At 67.2% G+C, this 14,149-nt stretch carries 16 protein-coding genes; 10 read left to right on the top strand and 6 right to left on the bottom strand.

Going from position 1 to position 14,149, the window contains the following annotated elements:
* The 8 genes from fdxA to FO044_RS02295 all read left to right on the top strand — a co-directional run bounded on the left by fdxA (position 1) and on the right by FO044_RS02295 (position 6,182).
* Positions 1-351: a ferredoxin gene (gene fdxA / locus FO044_RS02330; RefSeq protein ID WP_132993066.1), complete on the top strand. Its 351-nt coding sequence runs from the start codon at positions 1-3 to the stop codon at positions 349-351.
* Positions 351-950 (top strand): helix-turn-helix transcriptional regulator, encoded by a 600-nt coding sequence (locus tag FO044_RS02325; protein WP_132993065.1) that lies wholly within the window; start codon positions 351-353, stop codon positions 948-950. The genes fdxA and FO044_RS02325 overlap by 1 nt, the downstream gene beginning before the upstream one ends.
* On the top strand, positions 947-1,408 hold the full coding sequence (locus tag FO044_RS02320) for a hypothetical protein (RefSeq protein WP_132993064.1): 462 nt from the start codon (positions 947-949) through the stop codon (positions 1,406-1,408). Before FO044_RS02325 ends, FO044_RS02320 begins: the two co-directional genes overlap by 4 nt.
* Before the next feature lie 60 nt (positions 1,409-1,468).
* On the top strand, positions 1,469-2,395 hold the full coding sequence (locus FO044_RS02315; RefSeq protein ID WP_132993063.1) for an enoyl-CoA hydratase: 927 nt from the start codon (positions 1,469-1,471) through the stop codon (positions 2,393-2,395).
* Positions 2,395-3,561, top strand: a complete 1,167-nt coding sequence (locus FO044_RS02310) for an acyl-CoA dehydrogenase family protein (RefSeq protein ID WP_132993062.1) — start codon at positions 2,395-2,397, stop codon at positions 3,559-3,561. Before FO044_RS02315 ends, FO044_RS02310 begins: the two co-directional genes overlap by 1 nt.
* 2 nt (positions 3,562-3,563) lie before the next feature.
* Complete coding sequence (locus FO044_RS02305) at positions 3,564-4,532, top strand: acyl-CoA dehydrogenase family protein (protein WP_132993061.1); 969 nt, start codon at positions 3,564-3,566, stop codon at positions 4,530-4,532.
* Positions 4,529-5,617 (top strand): acyl-CoA dehydrogenase family protein, encoded by a 1,089-nt coding sequence (locus FO044_RS02300; RefSeq protein WP_132993060.1) that lies wholly within the window; start codon positions 4,529-4,531, stop codon positions 5,615-5,617. The genes FO044_RS02305 and FO044_RS02300 overlap by 4 nt, the downstream gene beginning before the upstream one ends.
* 256 nt (positions 5,618-5,873) lie before the next feature.
* Positions 5,874-6,182, top strand: coding sequence for a GIY-YIG nuclease family protein (locus FO044_RS02295; RefSeq protein ID WP_132993059.1), 309 nt, complete (start codon positions 5,874-5,876; stop codon positions 6,180-6,182).
* 215 nt (positions 6,183-6,397) lie between these two features.
* On the opposite strand, the gene FO044_RS02290 is transcribed toward FO044_RS02295, so the two are convergent.
* The 6 genes from FO044_RS02290 to hsaA all read right to left on the bottom strand — a co-directional run bounded on the left by FO044_RS02290 (position 6,398) and on the right by hsaA (position 12,435).
* Complete coding sequence (locus FO044_RS02290; protein ID WP_143965300.1) at positions 6,398-7,534, bottom strand: sulfotransferase family protein; 1,137 nt, start codon at positions 7,532-7,534, stop codon at positions 6,398-6,400.
* On the bottom strand, positions 7,527-8,309 hold the full coding sequence (locus tag FO044_RS02285) for an SDR family oxidoreductase (RefSeq protein WP_132993057.1): 783 nt from the start codon (positions 8,307-8,309) through the stop codon (positions 7,527-7,529). The genes FO044_RS02290 and FO044_RS02285 overlap by 8 nt, the downstream gene beginning before the upstream one ends.
* Before the next feature lie 19 nt (positions 8,310-8,328).
* Positions 8,329-9,567, bottom strand: coding sequence for a hypothetical protein (locus FO044_RS02280; RefSeq protein WP_132993056.1), 1,239 nt, complete (start codon positions 9,565-9,567; stop codon positions 8,329-8,331).
* A 26-nt stretch (positions 9,568-9,593) separates the two neighbouring features.
* Complete coding sequence (hsaB, locus tag FO044_RS02275; RefSeq protein ID WP_132993055.1) at positions 9,594-10,169, bottom strand: 3-hydroxy-9,10-secoandrosta-1,3,5(10)-triene-9,17-dione monooxygenase reductase subunit; 576 nt, start codon at positions 10,167-10,169, stop codon at positions 9,594-9,596.
* Positions 10,170-10,276: 107 nt separating this feature from the next.
* Positions 10,277-11,191, bottom strand: coding sequence for an iron-dependent extradiol dioxygenase HsaC (gene hsaC / locus FO044_RS02270; protein WP_132993054.1), 915 nt, complete (start codon positions 11,189-11,191; stop codon positions 10,277-10,279).
* A gap of 59 nt (positions 11,192-11,250) precedes the next feature.
* Positions 11,251-12,435 carry a 3-hydroxy-9,10-secoandrosta-1,3,5(10)-triene-9,17-dione monooxygenase oxygenase subunit gene (gene hsaA / locus FO044_RS02265; protein WP_132993053.1) on the bottom strand — a complete coding sequence of 395 codons (1,185 nt, stop codon included), beginning with the start codon at positions 12,433-12,435 and terminating at the stop codon, positions 11,251-11,253.
* A 135-nt stretch (positions 12,436-12,570) separates the two neighbouring features.
* On the opposite strand from hsaA, the gene FO044_RS02260 reads away from it, so the two are divergent.
* Positions 12,571-13,761 (top strand): 3-ketosteroid-9-alpha-monooxygenase, oxygenase component, encoded by a 1,191-nt coding sequence (locus FO044_RS02260; protein ID WP_132993052.1) that lies wholly within the window; start codon positions 12,571-12,573, stop codon positions 13,759-13,761.
* The gene (locus FO044_RS02255) at positions 13,761-14,141 is read left to right on the top strand and encodes a hypothetical protein (protein WP_132993051.1); all 381 of its coding nucleotides are present in this window, start codon (positions 13,761-13,763) and stop codon (positions 14,139-14,141) included. Before FO044_RS02260 ends, FO044_RS02255 begins: the two co-directional genes overlap by 1 nt.
* The last annotated feature ends 8 nt before the right edge of the window (positions 14,142-14,149 follow it).

Raw genomic sequence — 14,149 nt, 5'->3', positions numbered from 1 at the left:
ATGACGTACGTGATCGCACTCCCCTGCGTCGACGTGCTGGATCGTGCCTGCGTAGAGGAGTGCCCCGTCGACTGCATCTACGAAGGCGGCCGCTCGCTCTACATCCACCCGGACGAGTGCGTCGACTGCGGCGCGTGCGAGCCGGTGTGCCCGGTCGAGGCGATCTTCTACGAGGACGACACCCCCGAGGAGTGGGAGCCGTACCTGAACGACAACGCCGAGTTCTTCACCGAGGTGCTGCCCGGACGGTCCGAGCCGCTCGGGTCGCCGGGTGGTGCCGCCAAGCTGGGACCGACGGGGTCGGACGCACCGCTCGTGAGGTCGTTGCCACCGCAGGCGGTCGACGGCTGATGAGTCTCCGCGCCACTGTTCTCCAAGCGCTGCGCGACGCGGCGTCGCCGGTGACGGTCGCCGACCTGGCCACGCGGCTCGGCACACCGCAGACGACGGTCCGCTTCCATCTCAAGTCGCTGTCCGACGACGGCCTGGTCGAGGCGCGGCCCGAATCCGGATCCGGACGCGGTCGGCCGCAGATGCGGTACCGCTCCCGGCAGGCGATGGATCCCGCGGGACCGCGGGATTACGGATTCCTCGCACAGGCCCTGGTGGACGCACTGGGTGACACGCCGGACGGCCAGCAGCGGGCCATGACCGCAGGCCGCGAACTCGGACGCGGCCGCGCGAGACCCGACGTGGAAGCGGCGTCGGACGTGGTCGACGTCCTCGACGACATGGGTTTCGCACCGTCGGTCGACGGCGCCGCCATCCGACTCGACCGCTGCCCGTTCCTCGAAGCGGCGCGGCGCCGCCCGGGGGTCACCTGTTCCGTGCACAGGGGACTGATGCAGGGCGTGCTCGATGCCCACCGGGACGGGCGCACCGTCACCCGTCTCGACGCATTCGTCGACGGAGATCACTGTCTGGCCCAGCTGTCGGGCAGCTCGCAGTGACCGCGAGCCGCTACCGGGTCGATGTCGATCCGCACACCGCCGCCGGGTCGGCGTTCGTGATCATCGGCGGCCTGGTCGCCGCCGTCGCCGGGCCACTCGATCTGACGAAGGGCAGCTGGCTCGCCGCCTACCTGGTCCTGGTCTGCGGCGTGGCACTCATCGTGATCGGAGCGGCTCAGCAGCATCTGACGACCGCGATCCGAGCACGGACACGCGTATGGCAACTGGCCGGCTGGGGCGTCGCGAACGCCCTGGTGATCGTGGGATCGCTGGCCTCGGTTCCGCTGGTCACCGACGCGGGTTCCGTCCTCCTCTTCGCGACCCTTGCGGTGACCGCCTGGACCGCCTGGCCCCTCCTGCGCACCCGTCGCACCGCTGCCTTCGTCTACGTCGCGGTCCTGATCGTGCTGGCCGTGAGCGTCCCGATCGGCTCGGTTCTGGCCCACGCCCGGGCCTGATCGCCCACGGATCGTCCCCGGACTACCAACCAAGCACTTGCTAGGTTAGAGTCTGGAGGCATGAGCAACGCCGTGATCCCTCCGCCGCTCGGCCCCGACGACCTCGGCCCGGACACCGCGCCCGTCGCTTACGAGACGGGCGGTCCGGACGGCGCCGTCGCATATGTGACGCTGAACCGGCCCGACTACCGCAACGCACAGAACTCGGTGATGACGTACTCGCTCGACGCCGCGTTCCGCAAGGCCGTCGACGACGCCTCCGTGAAGGTGATCGTGCTGCGAGCCAACGGCAAGCACTTCTCTGCGGGCCACGACATCGGAACGCCAGAACGCGACTTCGACACCTACTACGACAACGTCGCCACCCTGCACTGGGACCACACCGATAAGAGCGGTGCCGATCAGCGCCTCGCCCGCGAGACCGAGGTCTACATGGGCATGTGCCGCCGGTGGCGGGAGATACCGAAACCGGTGATCGCACAGGTGCACGGCGCCTGCATCGCCGGCGGGATGATGCTCGCCTGGTCCGCGGACTTCATCGTCGCCTCCGACGACGCGTTCTTCTCGGACCCGGTCGCGCGCATGGGCATTCCCGGCGTCGAGTACTTCGCGCATGCCTTCGTTCTCGGACCGCGTCGCGCCAAGGAGATCCTCTTCACCGGGCAGCGCTTCACCGCGAACCAGGCCCTCGACTGGGGAATGGTCAACCACGTCGTGCCACGCGACGATCTCGCCGCCAAGGTCGACGAGATCTGCGAGCAGGCCGCCGCGATGCCGCTGCAGGGCCTGTTCTTGAGTAAGAAGGCCGTCAACATCTGCGAAGACCAGATGGGCATGCGCAACGCGATGGATTCCGTGTTCGGCTGGCACCACTACGCACACGCGGCGAACGCCGAGGACGGCGGCGATTCACTCGGCGGCATGGACGCCAAGTCCATGAAGGGCGCAGCCGCCAAGAGCTCCGAGTCAGAGAAGGGCAAGCCCTGATGGATCTCCTGTTCGACGACGCCGCTCAGGCGTTCCGTACCGAGGTGCGCTCCTGGCTCACCGACAACGTGCCGTCCACCCCGCTCCCCTCCATGGACACCGCCGAGGGCTTCGAGGCCCACCGCGAGTGGGAGTCGAAGATGGCCGACGCCCGGATGTCGGTGGTCAGCTGGCCCGAGGAGTTCGGCGGCCGCGACGTGCCATTGCTGCATTGGCTCATCTTCGAGGAGGAGTACTACCGATCCGGCGCGCCCGGTCGCGTGAGCCAGAACGGCATCTTCCTGCTCGCCCCAACGCTTTTCGAGCACGCGACCCCGGAGCAGCTGGCCCGGATCATGCCGCGCATGGCACGTGCCGCCGACATCTGGGGGCAGGCGTGGAGCGAACCCGAAGCGGGCAGCGACCTGGCGTCGCTCCGTTCGACGGCGACCCGCACCGAAGGCGGCTGGCTGCTGAACGGGCAGAAGACGTGGAGTTCCAGGTCGAGCTTCGCAGACTGGGGTTTCGGCCTCTTCCGCTCCGACAGGGAAGCGCAGCGTCACCGCGGGCTCACCTATTTCATGTTCGACCTGCGCGCTCAGGGAGTCACCGTGCGCCCGATCGCCCAGCTCGACGGCGAGCCAGGTTTCGCGGAGCTGTTCCTGGAGAACGTGTTCGTGCCCGACGATCCCGCCGACCCCGGCGCGTCCGGCGTCATCGGCGAAGTGAACAACGGCTGGAAGGTGGCCATGAGCACGGCCGCCAACGAGCGCGGCCTCTCGCTGCGGTCACCGGGCCGGTTCCTCGCCGCCACCGATCGCCTCGTCTCCCTGTGGAAGTCGCGGGGAGACGAGGTTCCCACCACCGCAGCCACCGACACGGGCGTCGCCGACGCCTGGATCGGTGCCCGTGCCTACGAACTGTCGACCTATCAGACGGTGAGCAGGCTCGCAGCCGGCGGACAACTCGGCATGGAATCGTCTATCAACAAGGTGTTCTGGTCGCAGTGGGACATCGCGACTCACGAGACCGCCCTCGACCTGCTGGGGCCGGACGCCGAACTCGACGACGCCTGGATGAGCGGCTACCTGTTCTCGCTGTCCGGTCCGATCTATGCCGGCACCAACGAGATTCAGCGCAATGTGATCGCCGAGCGACTCCTCGGCCTGCCCCGCGGAGACCGATAGTCATGGAATTCCTGCTCAACGACATTCACACCGATCTGGCGCAGACCGTCGACGGCATCATCGAACGCGCGGGCGGCATCTCGGTTGCCCGTGCGTGGGCGGAGTCCGGAGACACCGACGGAGCCCTGAGCGTCTACCGACAGCTGGCCGAGGCCGGCATCACCGGGCTGCTCGTCCCCGACGATGTCGGCGGCAGTGGTGCAGGCGCCACCGAGATGGTGATGGCACTCGAGCACGTGGGCCGGTACGCGCTGCCCGGCCCGGCCACCGAGACCCTGGCCGTGGTCCCCACGGTGCTCGCTGCCGCGAGCGCATCCAATGAGCTCGAAGCCGTCCTGGCCGGCACTCCCGCTACCGCAGCGCTCCCACCCGCGACTCCGCGTGCCGCCAACCCGGACGTCGCAGACGCGTACCTGCTGGCCGACGGAGCAGTCTCCACAGCCACCGCAGGCGAACTCCTCGACACCGTCGACCCGACGAGACGCGTCGCGGTGCTCACCGCCGATCGCGGCCTCGGCGACGTCGATACCGCCGCTGCCGCCGATATCGGCGCGCTCGCGACCGCAGCCCAGCTCCTCGGGCTGGGCTCGGCCATGCTGGACCTCGCCGCTGACTACGCCAAGTCACGCAAGCAGTTCGGCCGGGAGATCGGCTCGTTCCAGGCGGTGAAACACCATCTGGCCGACGTCGCGGTCGCCGTCGAGATGGCTCGTCCGCTGGTCCACGGCGCCGCTGTCGGCATCGACGGCCAAGCGCCCGAAGGCACCGTTGTGAGCCGCGACGTCGCAGCGGCCAAGGTCGCCGCGGGTGACGCCGCCTACCTGGCATCGCGTCGCGCGTTGCAGGTGCTCGGCGCCATCGGTTACACGGCCGAGCACGATCTCTCGCTGTATCTCACGAAGACCCGAGCACTCCTCACCGCGTGGGGCACGCCCGCCTACCATCGCGCCCGGATTCTGGAGAGCCTGTGACCTCCCCGATCGGCGCCGAGGATCGCGCCGCGCTCACCGACTCGATCCGCGACCTGCTGCGCAAGCGCAGTGACCCCGCCGCGGTGCGTGCCGCCATGGCGGCGGACGGTCGCGTCGACCGGAGCCTCTGGACCACCCTCTGCACCGAGATCGGCGTCGCCGCACTCGCCGTCGACGAGGATCACGACGGCGCGGGCGCCTCATGGGGTGAAGCCGCTCTGGCCGTCGAGGAGATCGGTGCGGCGCTCGCACCCGTTCCCGTCCTCTCCTCTGCGGTGCTGGCGGTCGGCACGGTGCTGGCCGCCGACGACCCCGACTCCGCAGCCAGGCTCCTGCCCGGCCTCGCGTCCGGCGAGACCATCGGCGCCCTCTGCTGGGCGGGCCCGCAGGGGTGGGCCGATCCCGGTGTCACCGCGAACGCCGGGATGCTCTCGGGCACAGCCGACTACGTTCTCGACGGCGAGTCCGCGGACGTGTTCCTCGTGCTCGCGGGCACCGACGACGACCCAGCCGCCATCACCCTGCATGAGATCCCGGCGTCCACTCCCGGTGTCACGGTGACTGCGCTGCCCGTCCTCGATCCGACCCGCGCCCTGGCTCGCGTCACCTTCGACGACGTGCCGGCCACCACAATCGCCTCGCCTCCGGACCTCGCTGAACGCGTCCGCACGCTCGCCTGGACGATGCTGTCGGCCGAGCAGGTCGGCGGTGCCGCCCGCGCGGTTGCGTTGACCGTCGAGTACACGCAGTCGCGTTCGCAGTTCGGGCGCACTCTGGCGTCCTTCCAGGCGCTGAAGCACAGAATGGCCGACATGTACGTGTCGGTGGAGGCGATGCGCTCGCTGTCCGGCGCCGCCGTCGCCGCTCTGGTCGAGGGCCGTGACGATGCCGCCGAGCTCGCGGCCGCCGCCCACGCCTACTGCTCCGAGGAGTACCTGCGCGTGACCGGTGAGGCCATCCAGCTGCACGGCGGAATCGGCATCACCTGGGAGCACGACATCGGCCTGTTCTTCAAGCGTGCCAACGCTGACGCCCAGCTCTTCGGCCGCCCCCACGAGGCCCTCGCCGAGATCTCGCTGCAGTAGTCCCAGCCTCGCTGGTCGAGCCGCGACCCGTCCCCTCGCTGGTTGAGCCGCAACCCGTCCCTCCTCGCTGGTTGAGCCCCAGCTCGCCCTATTCGCTGGTTGAGCTGCACCCCGCCCTACCCGCAGGTTGATCCGCAGACCGCCCTACTCGCTGGTTGAGCCGCGGCCGAGGCGCCAGCCGAGGACGCGAGTCGAAACCATGCCCCTGTGCACGACCCGCTCGACCCCACGCCGGTCCGTCCGGAGACTGATTCCCATGACGGCCTACATGTACATCGTGCAATGCGCAGACGGCTCCTACTACGTCGGCAGTACCCGCAACGTGGATGCGCGCGTGCACCAGCACAGCGTCGGACTCGGTGCCGAGTACACCCGACGACGCAGGCCGATCGAGCTGAAGTTCGTCGCCGAGTTCGAGAACGTCGCCGAGGCCTTCTCAATGGAGAAGCGAGTGCAAGGCTGGTCCCGGGCCAAGCGCAAGGCGTCGATCGACGGTGCTTACGACCAGTTGCCGGGCCTGTCCAGGCGCGGGTTCCGGCCGAGCACGGAGTCGGGCGACGGGTGAACGGCGTCGCGTGGTTTCGACACGCGTCCTCGGCTAACGCCTCGCCCGCGGCTCAACCTCCGAGGGAAGCTCAACCACCGAGGAGGCTCAACCACCGAGGAAAGTTCGACCACCGAGTGACCGACCGGTTTCGCGGAGGGCTCGACCACCGGGACCCCACTCGATGATTGAGCCGACCGAGCGGAGCGAGGGAGAGTCGAAATCCCGCCGTACGCTCACGCGAAAGCGGCACGCACCTGTGCGGCGGTGAGACCGTAGTCCTCCAGCGAGTACTTGTGCGCAGGGCGGCGGTCGCCGGACTTCGACTCCTCGTCGAGCACGGTCATCGCGTCGCGTGCATCGCGGGTGAATTCGGCGCCTGCCGCGTCGTACACCCGTTGCACCGCGGCGAACGGGTCGGCGCGCAGTTCGTCGAACTCGACGTCCACGAACTGAGCCGGGTCGTACTTCGCTCGAGCCGAAGAGAATTCGCGCAGTCCCCTGGACCACAACTCGAGTTGCGTCTGCCCGATCCGCTCCCCGGTGAAGACCGTCGAGTAGCCGTCGGTCGCGTGCTCAGCGAGGCTGCACATAGACGGGATGATCGTCTCCGGTGGGCGATGCGTCTGCACGATGAGCGCATCCGGGTACGCCGCCATCAGGGCGTCCAACGCGAACAGGTGGCTCGGGTTCTTCAGCACCCACCGTCGCTCCGGGTCATTCGACCCGATCAGCTGCAGATTGCGCCGATGCCGTCGGTACGCAGGAGTCCAATCCTGCTGTGCGAGCCACGACGAGTAGCCCGGCACGTACGCGAGCGATTCGTACGAGATCGACATGACGGACTGCCGCAGCAGCTGCCAGCACTCCTCCACCTCGCCGGCACTCATGTAGTGGAGGCCCATGAACTCCGGATTCGCGACGTGATGCTGGTTGAGACCGGCTTCGATCTGCGCGAAGACCGGGTTGTCCTCCCACGTGTCACGCGGCGGGCGGGGTTGCGGAAACTCGGTCAGCCACATCTCCAGGCCCTGGTGCGCGGGATCGGCGGCGAGAAGACGATGCAAGGCGGTGGTACCGGTGCGCGGCAGTCCGGTGACGAAGATCGGCCGCTCGATCGGCACGTCGGCGCACTGCGGGTTGTTCTTCCAGCCCGCCTCGCTCAGCAGCCGCGCGATGAGCGCGCCCTTGAGGAAGAACCGGAACATCTTGCTGCCGGTCTCGGTGAGGCCCGCATCGCGCTGATAGGAGTCGAGCAGTACCTGCAGCGGCTCCAGGTAGTCCTGGTCACCGAAGTCGTCGAGTCCGACGGTCCGCGACGCGGAGGCATGCAGGTCCTCCACGGTGCCGACCGACGTGCGCGGTTCAGTCATGGTATTCCCCGCAGTTCACGTCGAGGGTGTGTCCGGTGACCGATCGAGCCATGTCGGATGCCAGGAACATCACCGCGTCGGCGATCTCCTCCGGCTCGGGAAGTCGCTTCAGATCGCTCTTCGAGGCGGTCTGCTCGTACACCTGATCGGCGGTGATCCCGTACTTCTCGGCGATCTGACCGAAGTACCACTTCAACTGGTCGTCCCAGATGTATCCGGGCGCCACCGAGTTGATCCGGATCCCCTGCTCCCCCAGTTCCGTCGCAAGGCTCTGGGACATCGCGAGCAGTGCCGACTTCGCGATCTTGTAACTGCCGTAGCGGGGCTCCGAATGTCGGATCACCATCGAGTTGATGTTCACGATCGACCCGGCTGTCTCGGCGAGGCCCGGCGTGAACGCCTTGATGACACGCAGCGTGCCGAGCACCGTCAGATCGATACTCGACGTGATCTGCTCGAAGTCGGTGCGGCCCAACGGCTTCATCGACGGTACTGCGAAGGCGTTGTTGACCAGTACGTCCACGCGCCCGTACTCGTCGTTCACGGCTTGCACGAGGTTGTCGACCGCAGCGTCGTCGGTGATGTCGGTCGGCACCGCGAGGGCTTCTCCGCCGGCATCTCGCACCTGCGCGGCGACCTCGTCGAGACGCGACTGCGTGCGCGCTGCCAGCACCACTCTCGCTCCGTTGCGCGCGGCACGCAGGCAGACGGCACGGCCAAGGCCGGGCCCGACGCCGGAGACGACGACGACTCTGCGGTCGAGAAGATTCGGCATGGTGTCCTTTCGAGGAGATTCAGCCCATCATCCGGCGCGCGAAGGCACGCTGACGCGCGGCGATACGCGCCTGCCAGCCCTCCGCGTCGATCCGGTTCTGGTCGAGGAACGGGAGGTGCACGGGTACGTCTCCGTCGTCGACGACGATCGAAGTCGGGCCGAGGAGCGGTTCGACGGGACCATTCGTGCGCTGCCACCGGAACTGCAGGATGCCGCGGCGGCGGCCGGTCGTCTCGATCCAGTTCGCGATGCCCGGATCATGGTCGGAGATCACCATGCGGATCATGCCGTCCGGGTCCACCTGGGCCTGTGCGGAGTTGAGCGACGTCTGGTGATTCACGTAATCGAGCGAGATGTACCAGAGGCTGCCGAGCTGGAATCCCTGATAGGGCACTTCCGACTCGGGCACGGTGACGACCATCGACTTCCCTGCGGGCAGGTCGAAATGCCCGACCGACGAGTACTGGGTCGAGAGGCCGCCCGGGGTCGTCCGCGGCGCCGTGAACGTGTTGACCGGCTCGTCCAGGTAGAACCACTTCGGAAAGTTGAACCACGTGTTGATCCGGGCGGTCAGCATCTTCGCCGCGATCCGGTAGCGGCGCGCGATGGTCTCCGTGTCGAGCGCTGCCGGTGCGGTGCCCACCGTGTCGACACGCTCGATCGTGATCGATCCCTTCGTCTCGCTGGACCAGTCGCTGTACACCTCGCGCACGGCGAGCATGGACGCGCCGTCACCGAGCGTGAAGTAGTTCTGCGTCCGGCCTGCGCCCGTCCCACTGGCATTCACGTCCGCTGCATCGGCCCGGTCACGGGCCGGCCCGAACGTGATCTCGAACGACCCGTCATCGGAGATGGCGATCCGCCGGTCGTCGAATGCGTCGTCGCCACCGGGGACATCGGTCGGCGTGTAGTCGCCCCGCAGGACCTGAAAACTCAGATCGGTGGTGCTTCCACGGATCCCGCGGACCACGTATGTGGCATCGGGCACGACGGCGGCGTGGTGGTAGAGCGTGTCCGGATTATCGAGGCCCATCTTTGCGTGCGGTCCGGTCGAGGTCACGAAGTACGGATGCGTCTTGCTGTGCGTCCGGGCCAACTGCAGGATCGACGAGATCCCGCCCGCCAGGTAGTCGAGACCTTCGGCGCGTTCGGCATCGGTCTCGGCGAACTCGGCCGATGCCACCATGCGCTCAGCTTCGGCGATCGCGTCGGTGAACGGCTTGGTCACGTCCGCGTCGCCCGGTTCCCCGCTACTCACATCCCCGCCACTCACATCACCGCCACTCACAACCACGTATCTCCGCCGTTCCAGGTGACGAAGTAGTCGAGCGCCTCGGCCGCAGGGGTGACGCGGGGGTGTTCCGTCGACAGGTAGCCGCCCCGGTAGAACAGGAGCGGCTTGTCCTGGAGTACCTCGCCGAGGACCTTCGCCCGACCGATCACGACGTGATGGTCACCGCCGTCGTTGACCGCTTCGACCGAGCACTCCGCCCACGTGAGGCTGTGCCGGATCACCGGTGCTCCGCCAGGCGACGGATCCCAGTCGACCTTCGAGAACTTGTCGTCGCCCGGCGCGCCGAACACCGCACTCACATCCTGCTGCTTGTTCGACAGGATGTTGACGACGAACGTCCCGCTCTGCTCGATCAGCGGCCACGTCCGCGAGGTCTTCATCGGGCAGAAGACGACGAGCGGCGGGTCGAGCGACAGACAAGCGAACGACTGGCAGGCGAAGCCCACCGGGTTCCCCTCGTCGGTCACCGTGGTGATGACGGCGACGCCGGTGCAGAACTGCCCCATCGCCGTCCGAAACTGCCTTGAATCGAATTCTTCTGTGCCGTAGGGCGATAGGGGTGCCATTGGTTATCCCTTCGTGATCCGTTCAGGATTCTTCATGCCGCTTGGGTTCTGGACGCATCCACTCGAGATCGGCACCGACTCCAGATCCCGAGTGCGCACGTTCAGGACTACTTCATGCCGATTGTGAAGTCGTGCCCCCACAGGCTGACGGCGGTGGACTCGCGTGCGATCCACTCGTCGTCGTCCACTGTCCGTCCCTCGCAACCGAATTCGATGTCGAACCCGCCTGGGGTCTTCATGTAGAACGAGTACATCAGGTCGTTGACGTGACGGCCCAGGGTCGCCGACATCGGCACCTTCTTCCGCAGCGCACGGTCATGCGCCAGGCCGACGTCGTCGGTGTTCTCGACCTCGACCATGAGGTGCACGATCCCGGTGCTGTTGGGAATCGGCAGGAACGCGAGCGAGTGGTGCCGCGGGTTGCATCCGAAGAAGCGCAGCCACGGCGGCTCGTCACCCTCCTCGCGGCCGACGACCTGCGGCGGCAGCCGCATCGAGTCACGCAGCCGGAACCCGAGGACGTCACGGTAGAACGCGAGGGCCTTCGCATCGTCGGTGGTGGTGAGCACCACGTGGCCGAGCCCCTGCTCCCCCGTGACGAAGGTGTGCCCGTACTGACTGACGACGCGGCGGTGCTGGAGAGCCACTCCGTGGAACGCCTCGAGGACGTTGCCGTCGGGATCGGCGAACACGATCAGTTCGGCGACCCGGCGATCGGCGATCTCCTCGGCAGTCCCTTCGCGGAAGTCGATCCCGTTGGCGGACAGTCGGTCACGGACATTCTGCAGGTCAGCCGCGGTCGCACATTCCCACCCCGAGCAGGCGAGATGATCTCGATCGGACGGCACGATCACCAGCCGTGCCGGGAAGTCGTCCATGCGCAGGTAGAGCGCTCCGGGAATGCTCCCGGAGCCCTCCACCATGCCGAGGACCTTCAGGCCGTACTGCCGCCATGCATCCATGTCGGTGGCGTCGATCCGCATGTAGCCGAGCGACCTGATCGGGCTCAACTGTTCAGTCATCGTCTCTCGTCGTTCCTTCGATGTCGGGTGGGTGGTTCGGACCCGGGTTCAGACCCGGATCACACCATCGTGTCGCCGATGGGGATACCGAACTCGCCGTTGCCGTAGGCGACGTACGCGCGCTCGGGATCGTTGGCCGCGTGGACGCGCCCGGCATGGGCGTCACGCCAGAAGCGCTGGATCGGGGTGCCGTTCTCCAGGGCGTGCGCACCCGAGTTCTCGAAGAGGCGGTCGATGGCCGTGATGGCGCGGCCGGTGGCGCGCACCTGGTCGCGGCGGGCGCACAGACGCATCTCCATCGGGACTTCTTCGCCCGCGAGAATCAGGTCGTACTCGTCCTGCAGGTTGCCCGCCAACTGTCGCCACGCGGCGTCGATGTCGCTGCCTGCTTCGGCGATGCGGACCTTGGCGAACGGGTCGTCCTTCGACTTCTCGCCCGCGTAGGCCGCACGGACGCGCTTGCCCTGGTGCTCGACGTGCGCGGTGTACGCGCCGTACGCCATGCCGACGATCGGCGCCGAGATGGTGGACGGGTGGATGGTGCCCCACGGCATCTTGTAGACGGGGGCGGTGTTCTGCTCCAGGCCGGGCGCCTTGCCCTGGCCCATGGTGCGGAAGCTCAGCATGCGATGCGTCGGCACGAACGCGTCCTTCACCTCGATGGTGTTGGAGCCGGTTCCGCGGAGTCCGACGACGTTCCACACGTCCTTGATGGTGTAATCGCCGCGCGGGATCAGGAAGCTGACGAAGTCGACGGGCTTGCCGTCCTTGATGACGGGTCCGCCGACGACGACCCACTCGCCGAGGTCGCAGCCCGACGACCAGGCCCACGAGCCATTGACCTTGTACCCGCCGTCGACGACCTCACCTGCGCCCATCGGTGCGTACGAGGACGAGATCCGGACGTCGGGGTTCTCGCCCCACACGTCTTCCTGCGCCTGCTGCGGGAAGAGGGCCAGATGCCAGTTGTGGATGCCGACGATGCCTGCGACCCACCCCGTGGATCCGCACGCGGTGGCCAATCGACGAACCGCCTCGTAGAACGTGACCGGATCGGTCTCGTGGCCGCCCCACTGCGACGGCTGCATCAGCTTGAAGAACCCGGTCTCGGTGAGGAGCTCGGCGACCTCATCAGGGATGCGACGCGCATCCTCAGTGGACTGTGCGCGCTGCGCGAGCTCGGGCAGCAGTGCATCGATCTTGTCCAGAACCTGCTGCGCAGCCTCGCTTCGCTGTGCTCCCATGTGCCTTCTCCTGTTCGTGTGGCTGGTGGCTTCGATACCAATATTAGAACACGTTCTTATTCTGACTGGAACATGTTCTACTATTGAGTCATCACAGCCGCAACAACGAGCAGACATCGATGAGGAGCCACTGAGATGACTGACACCGACATTCGGGAGATCGACACCGGAGCGCCCCCGACCCGCTTCGCACGGGGTTGGCACTGCATCGGGCTGGCCTCCGACTACAACGACGGAAAGCCGCACTCCCTCGAGATCTTCGGCACCAAGCTGGTCGTCTGGGCCGACAGCGCCGGAGAGATCAAGTGCCTCGATGCCTACTGCCGCCACATGGGCGCCGACCTGTCGCAGGGAAAGCTGCGCGGCGACAACATCGCGTGCGCCTTCCACGGCTGGGAGTGGAACGGCAAGGGCCGGTGCGCCGGCGTGCCGTACGCCAAGCGCCACCCCAAGCTGGCCAAGACGCGCAAGTGGTCCACGATGACCCGCAACGGCCAGGCGTTCGTCTACAACGACCCCGAGGGCAACCCGCCGCCGGAGGACGTGATCATCCCCGAGCTCGCCGAGCACGGCGACGAGCAGTGGACCGACTGGACCTGGAACCGCCTCGTCATCGAGGGCTCCAACTGCCGCGAGATCATCGACAACGTCGTCGACATGGCGCACTTCTTCTACGTGCACTACGCCCTGCCCGACTACTTCAAGAACGTCTTCGAAGGCGAGACCGCGGCGCAGTACATGAACAGCCGCGGCCGCCCCGACATCGCACTGACGTCGGCGTACGGTGACACCCGGCTGGAGTCGATCGCCGCGTACTACGGTCCGTCCTACATGCTGAACCCGATGGTCCAGTACTACGGCGACTACGCGATCGAGACCATCCTGACCAACTGCCACTACCCGATCGACGAGAACTCGTTCGTGCTGATGTTCGGCGTCATGGCGAAGATCCCCGACGGCCTCACCGCCGAGCAGGGCGCCAAGATGGTCAAGAAGATCACCCAGGGCGTCGAGGTCGGGTTCATGCAGGACGTCGAGATCTGGCGTGGCAAGACCCGTATCGACAACCCGCTGCTGGTCGAGGAGGACGGTCCCGTCTACCAGCTCCGCCGCTGGTACGAGCAGTACTACGTGGACGCCGAGGACGTCACCGATGAGATGTCCGGTCGATTCGAGTACGAGATCGACACCGAGAAGGCGCTCGAGAACTGGAATATCGAGGTCGAGGAGAATTTGCGGCGCCAGGCGGAGGAGAAGGCCGCAGAAGCCGCGGCTGCCGAGAACGCGGACTCCGAGGGCGCAGACTCCGAGGGCGCGTCGGTCTGATGCCCGGGTCGCAGGAGCAACCGGCAGGCGGGTGGGCCAAGGCCCCCGATTATTCGGGGGACCCGGCCCGCCTCGCCTCGATCGCCGATGCGACCGCCCGCGACCGCAGGCATTACCTGTCGGGCGGTCTCACCGAGATCGAATGCCGCACCTGCCATGCCTGCGTGCTCGTCAAGAAGACGAGCCCGCACCACACGAGCGTCCAGTGGAACGACGAGGCACGAGCCCGTTGCCCGGAGTTCACGGCGATTCGCGAGGAGGGCGGGAACCCGGCGATGCTCCCCACCTGCCCGCGAATGTCCGCGAGTATCCAGCACGGCGTCGCCGAAGGGATCATTCCCCGCGAGTCGCCCGCGAAGGACCCGGACGGGTACTGGTGAGTCGGCCG

It is taken from the genome of Gordonia zhaorongruii (genome assembly GCF_007559005.1).
GTDB lineage: Bacteria > Actinomycetota > Actinomycetes > Mycobacteriales > Mycobacteriaceae > Gordonia > Gordonia zhaorongruii.
Note: the sequence above shows the minus strand (reverse complement) of the source record. Positions and strands in the feature narration are given on the sequence as shown.

Excerpts from the sequence above, each read along its gene's own strand:
- FO044_RS02305 (WP_132993061.1), top strand. The coding sequence starts at position 3,564 with ATGGAATTCCTGCTCAACGACATTCACACCGATCTGGCGCAGACCGTC.
- FO044_RS02325 (WP_132993065.1), top strand. The coding sequence starts at position 351 with ATGAGTCTCCGCGCCACTGTTCTCCAAGCGCTGCGCGACGCGGCGTCG.
- hsaA (WP_132993053.1), bottom strand. The coding sequence starts at position 12,435 with ATGGGAGCACAGCGAAGCGAGGCTGCGCAGCAGGTTCTGGACAAGATC.
- fdxA (WP_132993066.1), top strand. The coding sequence starts at position 1 with ATGACGTACGTGATCGCACTCCCCTGCGTCGACGTGCTGGATCGTGCC.
- hsaB (WP_132993055.1), bottom strand. The coding sequence starts at position 10,169 with ATGGCACCCCTATCGCCCTACGGCACAGAAGAATTCGATTCAAGGCAG.
- FO044_RS02315 (WP_132993063.1), top strand. The coding sequence starts at position 1,469 with ATGAGCAACGCCGTGATCCCTCCGCCGCTCGGCCCCGACGACCTCGGC.
- FO044_RS02260 (WP_132993052.1), top strand. The coding sequence starts at position 12,571 with ATGACTGACACCGACATTCGGGAGATCGACACCGGAGCGCCCCCGACC.
- FO044_RS02310 (WP_132993062.1), top strand. The coding sequence starts at position 2,395 with ATGGATCTCCTGTTCGACGACGCCGCTCAGGCGTTCCGTACCGAGGTG.
- FO044_RS02255 (WP_132993051.1), top strand. The coding sequence starts at position 13,761 with ATGCCCGGGTCGCAGGAGCAACCGGCAGGCGGGTGGGCCAAGGCCCCC.
- FO044_RS02285 (WP_132993057.1), bottom strand. The coding sequence starts at position 8,309 with ATGCCGAATCTTCTCGACCGCAGAGTCGTCGTCGTCTCCGGCGTCGGG.
- FO044_RS02290 (WP_143965300.1), bottom strand. The coding sequence starts at position 7,534 with ATGACTGAACCGCGCACGTCGGTCGGCACCGTGGAGGACCTGCATGCC.
- FO044_RS02295 (WP_132993059.1), top strand. The coding sequence starts at position 5,874 with ATGACGGCCTACATGTACATCGTGCAATGCGCAGACGGCTCCTACTAC.
- hsaC (WP_132993054.1), bottom strand. The coding sequence starts at position 11,191 with ATGACTGAACAGTTGAGCCCGATCAGGTCGCTCGGCTACATGCGGATC.